We start from the raw sequence: 18,325 nt of genomic DNA, 5'->3' as shown, positions 1-18,325 counted from the left end.
GAACTAGTTTGTTTGCGCCACGGTAGCCAGCCTGGCCTCGCCTTGCAAACAGACTGGTTCGTTTACCCTGATGATGTGGACAGAGCCCAAGCCAGCAGGCGCCGACTCCTGGACGCCGCCACCACAGAGTTCGCCGCCTACGGCATCGCCGGCGCGCGCGTCGACCGAATCTCGGCCGAATCCAGGGTGAGCAAGGCTCAGATGTACGCCTACTACGACAACAAGGAGGGCCTCTTCGACGCCGTGCTGGCCGACCAGGTCGAAGGCATCGTCGACGCCGTGCCGCTCACCGCGGACGACCTCCCCGGCTACGCCGTCCGCCTCTATGACGCCTACCTCGCGCGCCCTCGGCTCGTGCGCCTCGCCACCTGGGCACGTCTGGAACGCACCCCGGAAGGCCACCTCTTCCCGGCCGCTGAGGACGCTCCCAAGATCAAGACCATCGTCCAAGCCCAGGAAGCCGGGCACGTGACGCCGGACCTGCCGGCGGCCGACGTCCACGCGATGGTCATCGCCCTGGCCATGACCTGGTCACCGGCCAGCATCACCTACACCGCGACGGCGGCCGACCCGGCCGCCGACCACACCCGCCGCCGAGCCAGCCTCGCCACCACCGTCCGCAACGCCTTCGCCCCACGCAGCACCACTTCCGAGGACTGACCAGGCGCCGACCCACGACCTTGGACAAGCCACCGACCTGCGCGGGGACGGCTCTTACTCGGGTGGACATGAGGCCCGCAGGCGCCGAGTCCGCGCAGCGAACGCCCGGATTCAGCCCGGTGGGGTGCCGAGGAGTGCTCGCAAAGTGTCGTCGGCGGCCTCCTGCGGCGAAACCGAAGCGCTTCTGGCCGCGAGGCCGTCCCACTTCAATGCGGCCGCATCGGCCGACTCCTGGAGCCCACGGTTCATGGGAACGGCGGCGATGAGACCCGCTGCCGCGATCAGCCGACGTGTCCAAGCGCGGCCTTCAACCGTCGCGGCGATGGTCACCGTCCATTTGCCGTTCGCCTCCGGAGTTCTCTTCACCGTCAGGGCCGCCTCACCTAGCGGGTTGGTGGCATTCACCGTCATGGCAGGGCCCTCTTCGGTATCCGTCCACCAGCGCTCAAGGTCCAGTTCACCCTCGCACTCGGCCTGTGGGAACCCCTCCACCTCGCCGGCAAGCGCGGCACGCACGACGGTGGGTTTCCGGGCGCTGTCGATCTCGACCCACCCCGTCTGCACATCACCCGGAGTGCTGAACTCGATGCGGTTCGACCCGGCACGGTCCCACGCCACGACGTCCACATTTAGCGGCTCGATCTCGTCGTCCGGAACGAGCGCGATGCGGTAGCGGGCACCCGGCCCGATGTGCGAGCCCTTGAGAAGCCGCGCGCCGAACGCCGCCTCAGAACCCGTTACGAGCCTGCCCTTCTTGAAGCGCAACTCCCCGACCGCCTGATGAAGGGCGGCGACATATGCCTCGGCCCACTCGCGGGACACAGCAGTGAGCGTCACCCGGTGCTCGAAGCCGAGCCGCTCTCGCAGGCCGCGTTTCGCCATGCCGGGCACCTCGGCGTTCCACGCGGACACGACCTGGCCGAACCCTTCGTCCAACGTGCGCCGGACGCGGCGCCGCATGACGGCCAACCCCACCCGGGCCAGCGGACGCAAGAGGGAACGACCCCCGAATCGCGCCGTGGTCCTGACAGTCCAGCGCCCGCCCTTGTCCTTACCTCTCCCAACACGCAGATCGGCGAAGGCGAACGGATGCGCGACCCGCACTGAAAGCGGAGCCGTCTTCGCCCCGAGCACGGCCCACCATTCCTCGGCCGCCACCTCACATTCCCACTTCGCCCGCCGCACCTTGCGAAACGGCTTCGGCCCTTGGTAGTCGCCGCTGATCCGTACGTCACGAAGCCGCCGCCCTGACATGCGTAGCTCCACCTTGAGCCGGACGATATGGCCGCCGAAGTCGCCGGTGGCCTCGATCCGCGACTCCCCGGCCCTGTTCCACGCCGCAACGCTCACCTCGCCCTCGCCTCGATCGGCGGCCATCCGATAGCGGGCCCCGGTGGCGACGTGCCGGCCCTCCACCAGCCGTATCCCGTCGTGAACGTCCTGCCCGAACTCGAAGCCGCTCTCGGTGACGGGCGCCTCTTCCACCGCGTCCAGCAGGGCCGCGACGACCTCGTCCAACAGATCCCGGGGAAAGGCCTCAACCTTCGCGTCATACCGGTACCGAGCCATACCGATCATGATCTCGCATGGGAGAGAAACGCGCCTGGTGCGCCACCGACACTGGCCAGGTGGTCCACGGAGACGCCCGCAACGCGACCACCGCCGAAGCCAACGGGGCCGGCGACATGTTGATCACGGCGGTCGGGCGGGGACCGGATGGTCGCGAGGCCGGCAGCCCGCACACCGGCCACTGGCGATTCCGGGACCGGTCCCGGGCGGGCTGGCTATAGTCCAGCAGATGGACGACGTAAGGAAACACGCACCATCTCCTCTTGCGCCGGTGATGACACGGCTGATCAATCCGATCGGTTTCGTGCTGGTTTCGCTGATATTCCTGTTCATGCCGTGCATTGCCACCAGCGCGGAGTCCGGACCTCCGAGATTGAAATGGATAGTCGATGAAGGGTTCACCGGTTGGAACATCGCCACTGAGGCGAACACGTTCCCCGCGGCGGTCCGCGTTTTGCCATTCGCCCTGCTCGTCGTCCTGGTGGCAGGTGCGGGCACCGCCCTGGCGCGCAGTCCGCAGAGGCGAAGCTTCGTCGCCGCCGTTGCGGCGACGGTCTCCGGTGGACTCCTGGTGGTGACCGGGCTGTGGGCCTCGGAGTCGCTGGACGTACAGGGACATGAGTTTCTGCCAATGCCGTCGACCATGCCGCCGGCCGAAGTCGCGGAATTCTTCGACAACCTCGGAATCAAGGTAGAGGTGAGTGTCGGGTTCTGGCTGGGGCTGGCCGCACTCGCTGTGATCATCGCTTTCAATGTCCACCTTGTGCTGCGCAGCAGACGGCAGCCTGCCAGAGCAGTGCCTGAGTGATATCCAGGTCAGGCGTCATGACGCTGCAGCGGTTCGCCCGCGTAGGGCTTGAAGAGCATGTCGCGCTTTGTCCACGACTCGTTGAGCAACTCGCTGTGCACCTCACCCCGGATGATTCCCAGGAGGAAGTCGGTGGTGAGCAGGTCGTACCTTTCCCATACGTCGCCGTTCCGGTCTGAGACCCGGATCGGATACGAACCGGCCGCCGCCTCGGGTGAGACCTGCCAATACAGCGTGAGCCCGGTGCCGGTCGAGGCCCAGGGCAGCAGCCTGGAATCAGGGTCGAGACCGTCCGGCCGCCCCACGACCTCGTCCTCGAACAGGTCCTGGAGCTGTTCGAACTCCACCCCCGACCGCTCCAGATCGACATGCTTGAGGCCGACGCCGGGCGCCGGAACGTAGAGCCTCAACCAGTCCAGCCAGATCCCACCACCCCCAGCGTCGAGAAGCTCGCGGTAGTCCCGCGGCACAGCCGCCCCGATCCGCCGCTCAACCCGTCCCCAGTCAAACGGATCGGCCAGCGGTACGAGAGATGCCACTTCGGTCAACTGCCGAACACTGGTCGCCATACAGGTGCGTTCCTCGGGCTATTCCATCCGCGTCCGTTGCTGGACTCCCGCCAGACCGATTGGACTCACCCAGTCTGATTGGGTGCCGCTCTCCACCGTTCGAGCACCGTGATGTGGTCGAGAACGCAGGTTACGATGGCCTGATCTACGTCGTCGAGCCGAGTGGCTATCTCCGGATCGCGGTTGCCATCAAGAATCAGCTCAAGGACGGTCGCGGATGGAATGAAGTCCGGTTCCTCACCGATGCACTCCCGCAACCACTTTCGAACCTCATTTTCGGCATCGGTGTTTCCCAGTGCCCCCTCGACCGTGGCACGGAGGACGCCGCCTGCCCCTACTGCGCCTATCAGCGCCGGCGGAAGACTTCTGCGGCCGGTGAGAACCTCCACTGCCCTGACCAGCACCGCCTTTCCCGTCGTGTCCAGGCCGGAAACCAGGTCGTCCACCTCGGCCTCGGACAGTGCCCTGGGACGGGGACGTCGCAGCCACCTCCCTGAGCGTTGGGCTCGTCCCAGAAGGTCGCGGAAGGCCGACGTCAGATCGTGCCAGGCAGGATCCTCCCGAGACCGATCCAGCTCCCGGTCCACCACCGCCCTCGCGTCGGGGTCGCCACGGACCGAAGCCGCCAGTGCCGCGATGGTGGGATCCCAATAGGCCAGGTCGGCGGCTCTGGTCACCGCTTCCCGGTCCGCGCGGGATCGAGCATGGTCGCGTGACCGCTCCACCAGGTGCGCCAGCGTCCTGTTGGGCGGCCACACACCGGGAGCGACCTCCTCGATGAGCCGGGCGAGGTCGTCACCGAAACCGTCGTCGAGGAGGTCACGGAGGGCCTCGGCGGAGGCGGGCGGCGAGATCGACGGGTACAGATGGAGGCTGGTGCCGGCCGCCCTGATCGCGGAGTCGTCCGTCTCGCCCAAGGTTTCGTGGATCAATCCGGAGGCCAGCTGATGGACCAGTGCGAGCTCGGGCTCCTCGCCCCACTCGCCCAAATACTTGCCGAGGTTGTAGTGGCGGATGGGCAGGTCCTCGATGAGACCCGAGGCGTAGGCGTGGCGAAGGGCGTCACGTGCCTGCCTCACCGCCATGTCGAGATTGCCCTTGCGGAACTCCAAGGCGGCCCGCATCTGGTGCAGATCGCCCTGCCGGTCGAGGTCGCCGACGGCGGCGAAGACCGCCCCGCACTCATCGAGGACGGCTGCGGCCTCGTCGAGGCGGTCGAGCCGCATCAGAGGAGCCACCCTCTCGAACCAAGTCCTCGACAGGTCTCCCTGCGATACGCCGCGCTCAGCCTTGGATTTCACAATGGCATCGTTAGTCTCTAGCGCGCCGGCGTAGTCACCACGCCGCATCGCAGTGTTGAACAGCATGGTCAAGAGCGACTCGCGCAGGTTCCCGGGAATGACACCTGAGTCGTCGTCCTCGTCGGGCTCTGGGAGCCGCGCCACCTCCGCGAGCAGCCGCTCGCATTCCCGTTGGACGTAGGTCCCAGACCCGAATCGCTCGAACACCCGCAGCCGCTGCGCCCGGGCGGCGACCGACTGCCATGGCCCCAGCCCGCCCATGAGGCCGTGTCCGATCGCCTCCTCGGTCAGCCGGAGGGCTCGGGCGAGCTCACCCGCGTCCAGAAGGAGGGGAAGGAGATCTCCGGAAGTGAGGATCACGCCCTTGTGGTCGCGCGATGCCAGAGCCTCCGCCAGGTGCGTCTCGTGGATCGCCCGGCCTGTGGACGGGTCCAGTCTGTTCGCCGCCATCGCCACCGCGCGGCGGATCCTCGGCCCCACGGCCGTTTGGGAAGCGGCTTGCAGAACGGGGTCGATCGCCTTGAGCACCAGATGAGCGCTCTGTTGACCGTGATCGTTGTGCAGCACCTCTTCCAGATAACGCGCCGCCTCGGACCAGAACCCCAGCTCTAGGAGGCTATGGGCCTTGTGCAGCCGCCACTGGACCTGATCGCCGTTGTCCACATGGCCGGAATCGGGTGACCACAGGCCGAGGAGAGCCGCGTTGATGGCGCTTCGAAAGTGGGGCTCCTCGTGAGCGTCCGCCTCCTCCCGGCCGACGGCCGCCATGACGGGGTGCACGAGGAGCCGGGATCGCCGCGGTTCGGGACCGGTGACGACGGTGACGAGGGCACTGTCGCGAAGCCCGGCCAAGAGTCCGTCGAAATCGGGTGCCGGCGGCACCCGTCCCGCTAGATCGAGGACGTCCCAGAGCCGTTCCCAGGCGGCTTCGGCCGTTGAATGCCGGCGAGCGTCGTCCTTGAGATCGCAGAGCATGTAGTACAGCTCCCGCTCAGTGCTGTCCAGGCTCATGAGCACCGCACGAGTCCAGGACGCCATGTCCGCGACCGCTGCGCCTCGGCCGTCCTTGAGGGACGTCAGGGGCCGGTCTGGGCGGTCGCTGTCAGCCACCCGGTCCGCGGCGAGTGCGAGCAGAGCGGGATGCCCGTAGGTGAGGGGGAGGGCCGTGCGGTCAAGGCCGTGGGCGCGGGCGAGTAGCGCTGCCTCGTCCGTGGGGAGCAGTCCGACAACCTCGGTCGCCAGCGGGATATCCGGCCCGCGTTGACGCACCCGTGTCGTGATGAGCAGCCGGCCACCGGGGCGCGCTGTCAGGTCGGCGAGCAATCGGCCCCATCGAGGGTCGCGCCAATCGCCGTCCGGGCTCAGCAGGGCTTCGGCCCCGTCCACCACGACCAGCACGGCTTCCCTGGATGAGGTTTCGAGGTCGGCCGATATGCGGGTGAGGCGGGAGAGGACGTCCGGGTCATTCGCCGTCAGCCAGAAGATCTTGTCGAACTCGGCCGAGTGGAAATGCGCGAGTTCTACGGCGCAAGCGCTCTTGCCGACGCCGGGCATGCCATAAAGCACCACTCCGGACAAGGCCACGCCGGTCAACGCCGCCCCCGCACGGCTCAGCAGATTGTCACGCCCGAAGAGGTGCTCGTGCGGTGGTGGCAGGTCTGAGACGGCGGTACTCCGCATCGATCTGACCGCGGGAGCCTGTGCTGGAGGGGATGGTGGCAATGCAAACCGCAGCCGTGCGGCACGGGGCCCGAAAAGCGCCGGCGCCGCAACCCAGAGCGGGTCCGGGCCGGGTTCGCCTGCGACGGCTCGCATTGCCTCGCCCATCGCCCGCCCGAGTGTCATGCGATCACCGAACAGGCGCCCGTAGAGTTCACCCGTCAAGGCCGCGCTGAAGTCGTCGCCCACGGCGTAGCGCATGGCCACGACGGCGCAGTCGAGGCGTTCGGCCAGTTCCGCCGCCAGGACGGAGGACCAGCAGGCGGACATCACCAGCAGCTTCAGACTCTCGCGCACCGGCTCCAGAAGGTGTGCCAACGTCGTGGTGTCGATGTCGTCGGCGAGGCCGGCTTCGGTCTCCAAGCGGAGACGTCCTGGCCTGCCATGCGCAGAGATGTGGATCACGTCCCAGCCGGCGGGCGCGTCGAGCACCCTGCCCAGCTTCTCCGCTGTCACGCCGTAGGGCAGGAAACGCAGGTCCACGGTGCCGCGCCAGCCGGACGGGTCGCGCGATCCCCGCTCGAGAGCGAGCCTCTCTCCCCGCAGGTTCAGGGCGGAGGTCCCCTCGGGGCGGCTGAAGACGGCCAGCATCCGCGGCCGGTCACCTGCGGATTCCGGATCCGGAGGACCCGGTCCGGCGCCGGGACTCGGCACGAAGACCACTCCCTGAAGTGCCAGCGGCACCCCGCCGACATGCGCGAGCTGTAGTGGAAGGTGGGCAGGATGCTCGGGGTCGGGTGGCCCGTCTGGGACGGTCACGTGAACGACCACCGGGGCATACGCCGCCAGCAGCGGTCCGAGCCTGCCGAAGATCTCTTTTCCGCCCCACTGTGCAAGGCCGGTCACGAGGTCGGCGTCGCTGCTCGACCGGCGCGCCGTCATCAGCCGGGACCCGTACCGGCGCAGGTACGCGGCAGGGTCGGAGAGGCCCTCGTAGGCCGTGGGCCTCGTCGTCAGGTCCACGTCATGGAAGACGGGTGTGTCGTCCGCCGTGCCCGTCAGCCGCCATCGCCAGCCGATTCCGGGCCGGTGATCCTCGATGTCGAGCCGCAGTTCCGGCAGCGGGGAGGACAGAGTTCTTGACACGTTCGCGGTCATGCCACTGTGCGCGGGACGGTGTCGGATCCCGCCGCCGAACTCGGCCGATCCTGGTCGCCCTCGGTCGTCAGGCCCGCCAGGTGGCCCCGGACCACGTCGGCGCGAGGGCTTCCGATCGCTTCGAGCAGTTCGAGCGAGAGCAGCCAGCACTGCTTCGCCTCCAGCGGCCGCCCCGCGGTGTTCAGCGCGACGCCGAGGTTCTTCAGGGCTATGCCCTCGCCGTGCCGGTCCCCGATCTCGCGGAAGATCTTCAGTGCCTCCCGGGCCCGGTCAATGGCGTGCTCGGTCCGCCCCATGCGGAGCAGGGCGGTGCCGAGCGTGTTACGGATCATCCCCTCGGTGTGGCGGTCGCCGATCGCCTGCTGGATGGAGATCGCACGCCCGCACGTGTCAATGACCTGATCGAATTGTCCGAGGTCTCGACTTATCTGCGCACCCGTGGCCAGCGCAACGCCCTCCCCCCACTGGTCGCCGATGCCGCGGAACACTCGCACCGCTCGTCGGCAGTGGTCGAGCGCCTCCGGATGCCGCATGAGGTCGCGCAGGACGATGCCGAGCGTGACCAGGGCTATTCCCTCTCCCCAGAGGTCGCCGATGTCCAGGTAGGTCCGCAACGCGCGTGCGAGATGGTCCCTCGCCTCGTCCAGCAGTCTTTGGTCTCGGTACACCAAGCCGCACACGGTGTCGGCGAATGCCAGGCCGGATGGATCGCCGAGTTTCCGGAAGAGCACCGACGCCTCCCGTGCATCGGTGAGCGCGGGCGCCGAGCGTCGCAACTCGCGTTCGGCGAGTGCGAGATGGCAGCGCAGCCATGCCTCCCCGTGCCGGTCCCCGGACCGCAGTGCTCCCGCAAGGCCGATCTCATGCGAGGAGATCCAGTCGTTCCACGGCTTGCGGAGCAGGAAGAACCCGGCCATCGCCACCGGCAGCCGCGAGGCCATCTCGTCACGGCCGGTCCGGCCTGCCAGCGTGAGCAGCGCGATGAGGTTGGCGTGCTCGGATCCGTACCAGGTCAGTGCCGCGTCGTGGGAGGCGAAGTCGATCTGCGGCTGCACGACGGGGACGGGGAGGGCACCGCCGAAACCACGGGGTGCCTTGGCCCGGTCGGCGGCCGTGAGCACGCACAGATACCATCCCAGCAGGCGCGTCACCGCCTCGTCGCTCTTCCCGGACGGCAGCTCGGCGGCCAAACCGGCGGCGTAGAGACCCAGCAGGTCATGCATCCGATACCGCCTGCCTTCGGTCTCTTCGACCAGGTGGAGCCGCACCAGCGTGCTCAGGCAGCGGCGCGCACGCGCGATGGTCAGGCCCGTGAGGGCGGCCACCGCGGCGGAATCCATATCCGGGCCGGGATGCAGGCCCATCAGCGTGAACACTCGGGCCGCGTCCGCGGGCAGCGCGCGATACGACCAGGAGAAGGCGGCCTGCACGGCGGTGGTCTCGTCATCGCCGGTGGAGAGAAGCTCCAGCCGGTGTCGCTCGTCGGCAAGCTCGTCCACGAGTTCTTCGAGGGGCGCCTTGTCCCGCGCGGCGATGAACTCCACGGCGATCCGGAGGGCGAGCGGCAGCCGTCCGCAGAGCCGGGCGATACTGTCCAACTGGCCGGGTGTTGAGTTCCGGCAGGCCGCCCGTAGCGTCTCCCGGACCAGCGTCGTCGCCTCCGCCGTCGGCATCACCTCGAGATCGAGGAGCCTCGCGCCGTCCCGGGCGGCGAGCCCTCCGAGCCGTGCCCTGCTGGTGATCAGTACGAAGGACTCGGACGTGCCCGGGAGCAGCGGGCGGACCTGTTCCGTCGATGCCGCGTTGTCCAGCAGGAGCAGCAGTCTCCGGCGGGCCACCGTCGTCCGGTACAGCGTGGCACGCTCCTCTTCCTCCAGGGGAATCTGTTGATCTGGGATCCCGAGGCTGCGCAGGAGCCGGCCGAGCGCGGCGCCGGGACTCAGCGTCGCCTTGGGCGAGTGGCCGTGCAGATCGATGTAGAGCTGCCCGTCGGGGAAGTGTTCGGCCGCACGATGCGCCCACTGGACGGCGAGAGTGGTCTTGCCGACGCCGGGCATGCCGTGGACGACGGCCACGGACGCCTCCTGGCGTTCGGTCGCGGTGGTGAGCGCCCTGTCCAGCCATGCCAGCTGTTCGGAACGCCCGGTGAAGCCGGAAGCGAGCAGCGGAAGCTGACGCAGCTCAGGCCTGGGTAAATGGGAGGCCGATAGGGGTGGCGGCCATTCGGGAGCCGGTTCGGCCGGGGTGTCGCGGGGCTCTGCCCCGGCACCACCCAGGAGGCGAATCCAGGCATCGGCCTTAACGTTCTTCACCGAGATCCGCACCGTCCGGAAGAGGAGGGGTTCGGCCTCGGCATAGTGCTTCACCACTTCGTGGAAGAACCAGTCGGACACGACGAGGGCCAGAACCGCCCTCGACGAACGCAGCGATTCCTTCAGCTCGGCCGCGTCGATCAGCCGGAACGGCAGGATGACGGCTGTGCCTGCCACGCCACGATCATCTGAATGCACCTCACCCGCGTGCAGCGCCATACGCATCCGGAAGGCGGTCGGAGCCGCACCGGCCGCAGTGTGCCGTCCGATCTCAGCGGCCAGCGCCGCGGGCAGTTCGCACGCCAGGAGCTTCTTGGGCACGTGAGCCGGCACCAGGACCATTGCGCCGTCACCGCGGTCCTCGACGACACACTCCTGCCAAGCGAGCCCGGCCGACGCGAAGGCGCGCTTGAGCGCCTCGTACATCCGCTTGCGGATCGTGACCTGGTGCGTGTTGGTGCGTTTTTCGTCGCTGAAGCCTTCAACATCGACCACCACGACGCTGTAATGCGCGGCGGGCGGGGGCACGGTCTCCGCTTCCAGGTCCATGGGTCTCCTCGCGGTTGATCGTCAACCCCCGCCCGGTCCTATTCCTCTGGAGGGCCGACGTGGGGCAGGACGGCCCGGATGGCGGCGGCATCATCCGGGTGAAGCCCTTGAGTGAGGCGGTCGGCATCTCTCGCGCCGTCGATGATCGCTTCTAGCGCGTCTGCCAACGGGACGAACTCCGGGTCTTCTCGCAAGCCCTCCAGGTTCGCCAGCACGATGTTCGGACGATCATCGTCGTCATAGGTGGCGGCAACACACTCTCCAAGCAGATCGACCAAGGGGACGGCCAGATGGAGGTCCGGCGCCAGCCTGACCCGCCCCGCCACGACCGCTGCCGCACGACGGAACACCGCCGTACTGATCTCGTCGAGGTCCTCGGGTGGTTCGCCGCCGGGCCGGCTGGGCAACGCTTCCAGCGCCTCCGCCAACCGGGCTCGGCCAGGGGACGCGGCCATCGTCTGCAATGCCGCGGTCGCCTCACCCATCGCCAGTGCCGCCAGCACAGGATCCCATGTGGCCAGCTCTATGTGGAGGCGTTCCTCTGCGAGCCGGGTCGCGCGGCGGAACAGGTCTTGCAGCGTCGCGTCGTCGTATGAGGCGCCCAGTGTGGCCAAGGGGACGTGGAGGTCGGTGCCGATCGCCAAGGTCAGGTCCTCGGTCGTCCCAGGCCAGGACTTCCCCGCCTCGTTGAGCCGTCCATCCTCCGTCACCTGCGTGAGGAGGTCGTCGGCAAGCGCGTCCAAGGCCTCGTCGCCACGGGTGTGCCCGGCGAGCGTACCGAGCAAGGCCGCGGCAAGGTGGTGCGCGGCGGCATCGGCCATCTGTTCGTCCGTCCGTGCCTGGGCGGCCAGGCGGTACCCGAGATTGGTGTGGGTGCTGACGATCAGGGCGAGGTCTCCGTGCTTGTAGGCGTAGCGCACCGCGTCCCGCGCCGCCCTGACCGCCGCACCCGGACGGCCGCGCGCGTCCTCGATCCGGGCGAGCGCCGACAGCGATGCGGCGATCCCATCGAGATCGTTCTCCTGCTCGAACACCGTGCGGCAGGTCGACAGGTGCCGCCTGGCCTCGTCGAGGCGTCCGAGCTTCTCCAGCGGACCGCAGATGTTGAACCGGGCCCGGGAGACCTCCCGCGGCCCGGCTCCACGCCGTACCTTCAACTCCATGATCTCCTGGGCGAGCCGCGCGGACGCGGCCCAGTCGCGGGTCGCCGACGCCGCCGAGCGGCAGGTGCCGAGGACCAGTTCGCGCACCCAGAACGGCCGCACGCTCTCGTTGCCACCGGCCGGTTCGTCTCGCTCGACCAGGTCGTCCAGCCGGTCGCGATGCGCCGCCAGCTCGTCGGTGATCCGCGCCGCCTGGCCGGTCGCGATGAGGAGTTCGAGCCGCTGGTCGTCGTGCAGCAGCCGGGTCCATGGGCCGGATCCCGCGCGCTCGCCCAGCGCGATCTGTTCCTCGGCGAGGTCCAGGGCCTGCACCAGCCTTCCGGCGTTCCTGGCCGCGATGATCAGGTCGGAGATCAGGACCGCGGCCATGTCCAGGTCCCCCCGGGCCAGTGCCTCCTTCCGGAGCCCCTGTGTGATCGCCTCGGCGGAAGAGTCGCCCAACAGCAGGAGCACGTTGGCGAGCAGGCGCTTTGCCGGCAGTTCCTCCTCGGTGCCGGCGGCCATCTGGATCAGGCGGGCGAGCAGCGGTACCAGCGCAGACAGACCATGACGGGAACGTTCGCGGCGGAGCACGAGGTCGAGGGCATCCGAAGCCGTTTTGACCTTGCCGCCTTCGAGCAGGTACGGCGCCCCCGCGAGCGCCGCACGGTTGACGTCCGACGCGGGGCCGCCCGCGCGTTCGGCATCGGCGGCGGCCTCGATCTCGGCGACCCAGTAGGTCGCGGCCGCTTCGACGATGGCCGCGCGTGCGGGCTCGTCCGTCAGCGATCCACCCGTGGAGGCGACGAGGGGATGCAGCCGCAGCGCGCCGGTCGCCTCATCGAACGCGGTGAGCGCGGTGGCCACGAGGCGGGCCAGGCAGGCGTCGAAGTCCGCGGTCTCCCTGGTTACCGCACGCCAGATCGTGGACGCCACCGCCGGGACACGGTCGCCAGGGTGGAGGTGGCAGAGCACCGAGAACAGCATGCGTGCCGGCGCGTCCAGGCCACGGACGGCCGTCGTGGTCCAGTCGGTGAGCAGATCGGCCTCGCCCGCGGCGTCCCGGCGGGGGCGAGGGGGACCCAGCAGCCGCGTCAGGCGTTCAGGATCGGCGGCCTGGCCGTCGGCCAGTTCCAGCAGTTTGGGGTGGCCGTCGGCCAATGCGAGCGTCCGCCTGCCCAGGTCGCGGGCCTGGTCGGCGGGCACACCAGGGTGCTCGCCATCCAGCAGTGCGCCGAGCAGGGGCAGTTCCCGGGCAAGGAGGACCGCTTCCTGCTCCGACAGGGGGCCCAGGAACTCGACGGTCGTTCCCGGTGGCGGGGACTCGGGCAGCGTACGGGACGTCATGACGACCCGGCCCCGGCCCTCATGATCGGCCAGGGCGGTCAGCAGGGCGGCCCAGCGGGAGTCGCGCCAGTGCCCGGACCCGGTGAGGAGGGCTTCGACGCCGTCCACCACGACCAGCACCCGCGCCGCCGCCATGGCGGAGGTGAGCGCGGGCAGCCGGTCGCTCCGCCCATCGGAGGCTTCCAGGACGCCGGTCAGATCGACGTCCGGCAGGCCGGACCGCAGCATCTCGGTGAGGTCGGTGAGTGCGTGGTCACGGCCGATCTCGTCGTCGGGCACTTCGCACCACAGCACATCGCCGAAGTCGGTCCTTTCGAGGTCGGCCAGTTCCAGCGCAAGGCTGGTCTTGCCCATGCCCGGCAGACCGTGCAGGATGAGCGCCGCCGCGCCGCCGGAGGCGAGCGCGCGCCGGCAGCGCGCCATGGTCCGTACCCGTCCGACGAACCGCTGCGGTGGATCGGGCAGGACCCCGAGGGCAGGCGGTGAGGGCGCGGCTCCGCTGGACGGCGCCGGGAGCCGCAGCGTGGCCGCGGACGGCCCGAACAGTGTCGGTGCGGCCCAGGCCAGCGGTGAGCGGCCCTCGGCGCGGCGGCGGGCGGACGCCAGCGCCGCGGGGAGGGCGAGCCCGGTGCCGAGCAGGTACTCGTACAGGTCGGCCAAGAGCGAGATCGCCAGATCGTCGGCCACCGGGAAGCGCATCGCCAGCACGGCCGTATGCAGGTTCCGGGTCAGCTCGGGGGCGAGCCCGAACGACTCGCAGGCGCTCACCGTCACCAGGCGCGCCCGCCGCGTCGCCCCCGCGCGAGGCGGTCCGGTGAGAAGGGAGAGCATGTCCAGCACGTCGACCCGGTCGCGCTCGCCGTCGGCCGTCTCCAGCGTGAAGGTGGATCGCCTGCCGTGGCCGGCGAGATGGACGACGTCCCAGCCCTCCTCGTCGGCCATGGCCGTCGCCAGCGCTTCACGCGTCACTCCGTACTGGAGGATGCGCAGGTGGACGGACCGGCTGTGACGCTCGGCGAGCCGCCGTGTGAGGGCGGTCAGTTCCTGACGCTCCCGGCGCAGGTCGAGCGCGGCGGTACCGTCCGGCATGCTGAACACGGCGAGCATCCGGAGGGGCCGTTCCGCGGAGGGCGTTTCCCGCATCCTGGTCGTGTCGGCCGCGGTCACGAACACCGCGCCGTGTTCGGCCAGGGTCCTGCCGTCCACCACGGCGAGTTCCCATGGCCAGCGGGCGGCGTGGTCGCCCGTGGCCTCGACCAGCACCGTGCAGGGTGCACGGGCGGCCATCGTGCGTGCCGTGCCGCCCAGCATCCGCGTGGCCAGCCATGTTCCGGCCGAGAGCGAAATCTCCCGCTCTCGAGCGGACCGGACGTCCGGTGCGGAGTGATCGCGAATGTAGCCGGGCAGGTCGGAGAGCGCTTCGTACTGCTCCGCCGTGGTGTCCGGTTCTCCTCGGTGTTCCGAGAGCACCCTGCCGGAGACGTCGGTGAGCCGAGCCTGCCAATGCTTCTGGCCATCGTCGAGGCTCACGGTCAGTGTCAGCGGCTCAGGAGAAGGCAACAGGACGCCGTCAGCGGCGTGCTCGCGCGCCATGAATCCATGCTACGGGCCGCGACACCGCCCCTTTCGCCTACTCTTGCGAAGCACCATCGGGTTCACGGTGGTGCGTGCGAGACACATGGCGAGGTTCGGGCATGGCGGAGAAGGTCGATGACGAGGAGACCCGGGAGCCGAAGGCAGGTGATACGCGGTTCGGCCCTTCGGGAATGCCCGAGGTGTACGACGGTCGGCGGTGGGTCTCCCTCCCCCCTGACCTTCCACCCGATCTCGACACCCCGAACCGGAACGATGACGACGACCGCTAGTGGTCACCGAAGGTGATGCCGAGGCTTTCGGCCCGCCGTCGTCCTGACTGATCCCGGTAGGTTTCGAGTTGCCACCGCAGCTTTTCGATCCGGACATCGTCCTCGTCCCCCGTGTCCTGGAGGCATTTCAGGAGGAGGTTCGCCGACCGCAAGGTATCGAGGTCGGCATCGCCCGAGGCGGCCATGCGGCGCTCGTAGGTGTCTGCGGCCAGTTGCCGTGCCCGTTCCACCTCATCGAGTCCGTACAGGTCATAGGCGAGATCGTCAGCGACCTGCAAGGTGAGCCGGTGGTCATGTCCGAGCGTGTCGCGCAGACCGGCGAGCGCGTTCTCGCGGTGCCCGACCGCGCCCGGCAGGTCTCCCGCGATCTTGAGGTCCGCCGCGAGGCCGACCTCTGACTTGAGGGTGTCGGGATGCCGCGGCCCGAGCACTCGCCGGCGACGTTCGTAGGTGTCGGCGTTAAGCAACCGCGCCGCTTCCGTCTCCCCGCACGCACGCAGGTCGAGCACGTGCCGGTGGGCGCAGCGCAGAGTCTGCGGCTCGTCGGCGCCGACCGTCCGGCGCAATGCCTCCAGTGCCTCGCCGCTCTGGTGCCGCGCCTGCCCGTAATCCCCCGCGATGTACAGGTCATAGGACAGATTGACCACGGACGCCAGCGTGTCCGGGTGGTCGGGGCCGAGCACCTCGCGCCTTCGCCGGATGGTGTCCTCGTGCAGCCGGCGGGCGCGCTCGGCGACGGCCTGCCAACCGTCCTCTTTACGCGCGGCCAGAGCGGACAGGTCGACGGCGACATTGTGTGCGGCGCTCAGGGTGTCGGGGTGATCAGGCATGCGGGCACGCCTGATCTCCAGGACGCGCTCGTCTAATCCGACCGCTTCCCGATGCTCGCCGAGTTGGAAATGGGCCTGGGCGAGACGCTCCTGGGCCAGCAGGATCGGCTCCGAGTCGAGCGTGGCGCCGGGTTCCCGACACCAGCGCCGGTATGCGTCCGCGGCGATCGCGCGAGCGGTGCGTGCGTCACCCTGGGCGGTGAGGTAGTGCGCGATATCAAGGAGGAGCAGTCGGCAGGGGGCACGGTCGTCACCCGCGAGGTCCAGGTGCAGCGCATGCGGGAGCAATTGGGCGTAAGAGCCCCAGTTCTCGGGCGAGGTCGGGGCTCCAGGGTGGGCGAGCGCGAGTTCGAGCCGGGCTCGCGTGCTCAGGTCCGCGGCAGTCGTGCCGTCGCGATCGCGTATGAACGCTTGGAGGAGCGTTCTCATCTCCAGCATGTCGCGTTCGGCGCGAATCAATCCCGCTTCTTTGGCGGCACGGGTGGCCGCGGCCAACCGGAGACGGTCCCAGGAGTGCTCCTCGGCAGGGCGGGCGTGCCGGTTGTTGAGAAGCGCCCACAGCACCTTGACCGGAATGGGCGCCGGACCGAACACGGAGCAGGCCGTCAGCAGGTCCTCGGCGTCCGCGTTCCGTCCGGAGAGCGACTGGAGCGCGGCGGACCATACCCCGGACAGGGAGTCCCGATAGGACGGGGCCCTCCCGAAGCCGAGAACCCGGATGGTCTTGGAACGAAGCAGCTCAAGGTAATCGCCGGGCTGGATCGACCCTCCGTTCAACGCGTCGGCCGCCTGGTCGACGGCCAACGGCAGGTCGTCCAGCGCGGCGGCGAGTTCGTGCGCCTCCTCCTCGGACAGGCTCGGCACGCGATCCCGCAACAGGGTCACCGACTCGTCCCGCCGGAATCGGGGGAGTTCGAGGGACCGGTCGCTGATGCCCGCGCCCTCGGGTGAACGCGACGTGATGATCAGGTCCAGGCCGGGGTGCGGTCCGTCATCGGGGAGGAAAGGTTCTATGCCGGCAGGGCTGCCGGCATCGTCGAACACCAGTAGCCACCGTCCCTCCCGGCGCAGCGCTTCGTAGAGCGGGGTGAGGGAATCGAGGATGTCCGGTCGCGCGGGGATCTTCACCGTCTCGGCCAGTTCGGCGAGCAAGGACGGCAACCGCTGTACAGGGGACGCGCGAAGCCACGCGACCCGGGTCTGGTAACGGCCGCGGTGGTTGTGGGCATGCTGGACGATGAGGTGGCTCTTCCCGGCTCCGGGTTCACCATGGACGATCACGGGATGCCCCCGAGCCTCCCGCAAGAGCCGCTTCAGTTCGCCCAATTGCTCGTCACGGGGACGGGCGTACCCGAGGCGCCTGGGCAGGCGGAGCGAGGACCGCGGGACGGCGGGCCGGGTGGTGCTGCCTTCTCCGCGCTCGGCTCGGGTGTACAAGTCCGCGGCCAGTGCGGCGAGGTGGAGATACCACTGGCGGTGGGACCGCCGCCTGCTCCCGAAGATCAAGCCGCAACCGGTCAGCGACAGCCTCCACTGCGCCAGCCAGTGGTCCCTGAAGTGGAATCTCTCCGCCCAGGCCCGGCCGCACTCCCAGATGGTCAGCGCGACTGTGGCGAGCGGGGCGGGCACGTGGGGGCGCAGGTCCGAGGCGGGGTCGGCGATGAGATGGGCCAGTGCCCGCCGCTGCCGGGCGTCCAGGGATTCCAGGACGTGTGCGACCAGCGCCAGCAGAAAGTAGGCCGGCTCGGCCGCCAGCGGCCCGTGCTCCTCGAAGCGGGACAGGTCGATGAACCGGCAGGTCGAGGGGTCGAGACCGGGAACGCTCGACAGCACCACGTTGCCCGGGTGCAGGTCCTTGTGACAGCGGCCCTCCAGGACAGGAAGCCGCCGGGCGCCGCCGAGCCGCGGATCCTGGGCGAACGCGATGGGGTTGGTGAGGCGTCCGTCGCCTGGGAACTCGATCTGGGCGGCGAAGCCCTCCTCGCGCGCCCAGGCGCGCAGGGGGCCGCCGGTATCGAGCCGATGACCCAGCAGTTTCTTGAGAAAGGCATTGGGCGTGTACAGGTTGAACTCGACATCGGGCGCGGGATTCCAGCCGTCCAGGGCCAGCTCGACGACCCTGGCGCAGGTGGCGTTCACCCGTTCGAGGTCGGCGGGATCCGAGTTCAGGACCTTGGCCAGGCTCCGGTACTCCCGGAGGCTACCCCCGGCGATCTCCTGGAACATGATCCAGCCATTGCCCGGCAGCGGGATGGGCGCGAATCCCGCCGGGATCGAGACCAGATGCCGCCGCACGAATTCGGGAGGCGAGCAACGCTCTGCCCAGGCGTGCCGCTCCGGCTCCCGGTCGGCCCGGTCCCGGGGCGGCAGCACCTTCATGATCATGTGTCTGGGGCCGTGACCGGGGCGCTTCCCAAGGACGGACAGGACCGTGGCCCCGGACAGGCCCTCGTCCTCCCAGTCTCCGAGTTCCAGCCGGGCCCCGTTCGTCAGCCATGCCCGCAGCGCATCCCTGGCGTACACCGGTACTCGCGACAGGACATCACTCACCGCAGG

At 69.2% G+C, this 18,325-nt stretch carries 9 protein-coding genes; 3 read left to right on the top strand and 6 right to left on the bottom strand.

The features are described from left to right. Nucleotides 1-75 precede the first annotated feature (75 nt). The gene (locus BM339_RS14650; protein ID WP_021593720.1) at nt 76-660 is read left to right on the top strand and encodes a TetR/AcrR family transcriptional regulator; all 585 of its coding nucleotides are present in this window, start codon (nt 76-78) and stop codon (nt 658-660) included. A 111-nt stretch (nt 661-771) separates the two neighbouring features. Here BM339_RS14650 and BM339_RS14645 read toward each other — a convergent pair whose 3' ends face one another. Beyond that, nucleotides 772-2,229 carry a hypothetical protein gene (locus BM339_RS14645; protein ID WP_075021169.1) on the bottom strand — a complete coding sequence of 486 codons (1,458 nt, stop codon included), beginning with the start codon at nt 2,227-2,229 and terminating at the stop codon, nt 772-774. 229 nt (nt 2,230-2,458) lie between these two features. Between BM339_RS14645 and BM339_RS14635 the strand changes: the two genes are divergently transcribed. Beyond that, on the top strand, nt 2,459-3,037 hold the full coding sequence (locus tag BM339_RS14635) for a hypothetical protein (protein WP_143118418.1): 579 nt from the start codon (nt 2,459-2,461) through the stop codon (nt 3,035-3,037). Between the two features lie 8 nt (nt 3,038-3,045). On the opposite strand, the gene BM339_RS14630 is transcribed toward BM339_RS14635, so the two are convergent. The 4 genes from BM339_RS14630 to BM339_RS14615 form a co-directional block, all read right to left on the bottom strand. Further along, a complete protein-coding gene (locus BM339_RS14630) occupies nt 3,046-3,606 on the bottom strand; it encodes a hypothetical protein (protein WP_075021167.1) in 561 nt (186 codons plus the stop codon). Between the two features lie 65 nt (nt 3,607-3,671). Continuing rightward, nucleotides 3,672-7,724 carry a CHAT domain-containing protein gene (locus BM339_RS14625; protein ID WP_075021166.1) on the bottom strand — a complete coding sequence of 1,351 codons (4,053 nt, stop codon included), beginning with the start codon at nt 7,722-7,724 and terminating at the stop codon, nt 3,672-3,674. Further along, nucleotides 7,721-10,585: a tetratricopeptide repeat protein gene (locus tag BM339_RS14620; protein ID WP_075021165.1), complete on the bottom strand. Its 2,865-nt coding sequence runs from the start codon at nt 10,583-10,585 to the stop codon at nt 7,721-7,723. Before BM339_RS14620 ends, BM339_RS14625 begins: the two co-directional genes overlap by 4 nt. 38 nt (nt 10,586-10,623) lie before the next feature. Beyond that, nucleotides 10,624-14,667: a CHAT domain-containing protein gene (locus BM339_RS14615; RefSeq protein WP_075021164.1), complete on the bottom strand. Its 4,044-nt coding sequence runs from the start codon at nt 14,665-14,667 to the stop codon at nt 10,624-10,626. 101 nt (nt 14,668-14,768) lie between these two features. Between BM339_RS14615 and BM339_RS49825 the strand changes: the two genes are divergently transcribed. Beyond that, complete coding sequence (locus BM339_RS49825; RefSeq protein ID WP_021593712.1) at nt 14,769-14,939, top strand: hypothetical protein; 171 nt, start codon at nt 14,769-14,771, stop codon at nt 14,937-14,939. Here BM339_RS49825 and fxsT read toward each other — a convergent pair. Next, entirely contained in the window at nt 14,936-18,148 is a 3,213-nt protein-coding gene (fxsT, locus tag BM339_RS14610) for an FxSxx-COOH system tetratricopeptide repeat protein (RefSeq protein ID WP_177287696.1), read from the bottom strand. The genes BM339_RS49825 and fxsT overlap by 4 nt on opposite strands. Between the last annotated feature and the right edge of the window lie 177 nt (nt 18,149-18,325).

The sequence above is a fragment of the Actinomadura madurae genome (assembly GCF_900115095.1).
In the GTDB taxonomy this organism is placed as follows: domain Bacteria; phylum Actinomycetota; class Actinomycetes; order Streptosporangiales; family Streptosporangiaceae; genus Spirillospora; species Spirillospora madurae.
This window is presented reverse-complemented; position numbering and strand designations above follow the sequence as displayed.

Excerpts from the sequence above, each read along its gene's own strand:
- BM339_RS14645 (WP_075021169.1), bottom strand. The coding sequence starts at position 2,229 with ATGGCTCGGTACCGGTATGACGCGAAGGTTGAGGCCTTTCCCCGGGAT.
- BM339_RS14635 (WP_143118418.1), top strand. The coding sequence starts at position 2,459 with ATGGACGACGTAAGGAAACACGCACCATCTCCTCTTGCGCCGGTGATG.
- BM339_RS14630 (WP_075021167.1), bottom strand. The coding sequence starts at position 3,606 with ATGGCGACCAGTGTTCGGCAGTTGACCGAAGTGGCATCTCTCGTACCG.
- BM339_RS14625 (WP_075021166.1), bottom strand. The coding sequence starts at position 7,724 with ATGACCGCGAACGTGTCAAGAACTCTGTCCTCCCCGCTGCCGGAACTG.
- BM339_RS14620 (WP_075021165.1), bottom strand. The coding sequence starts at position 10,585 with ATGGACCTGGAAGCGGAGACCGTGCCCCCGCCCGCCGCGCATTACAGC.
- BM339_RS14615 (WP_075021164.1), bottom strand. The coding sequence starts at position 14,667 with ATGGCGCGCGAGCACGCCGCTGACGGCGTCCTGTTGCCTTCTCCTGAG.
- BM339_RS49825 (WP_021593712.1), top strand. The coding sequence starts at position 14,769 with ATGGCGGAGAAGGTCGATGACGAGGAGACCCGGGAGCCGAAGGCAGGT.
- fxsT (WP_177287696.1), bottom strand. The coding sequence starts at position 18,148 with ATGAAGGTGCTGCCGCCCCGGGACCGGGCCGACCGGGAGCCGGAGCGG.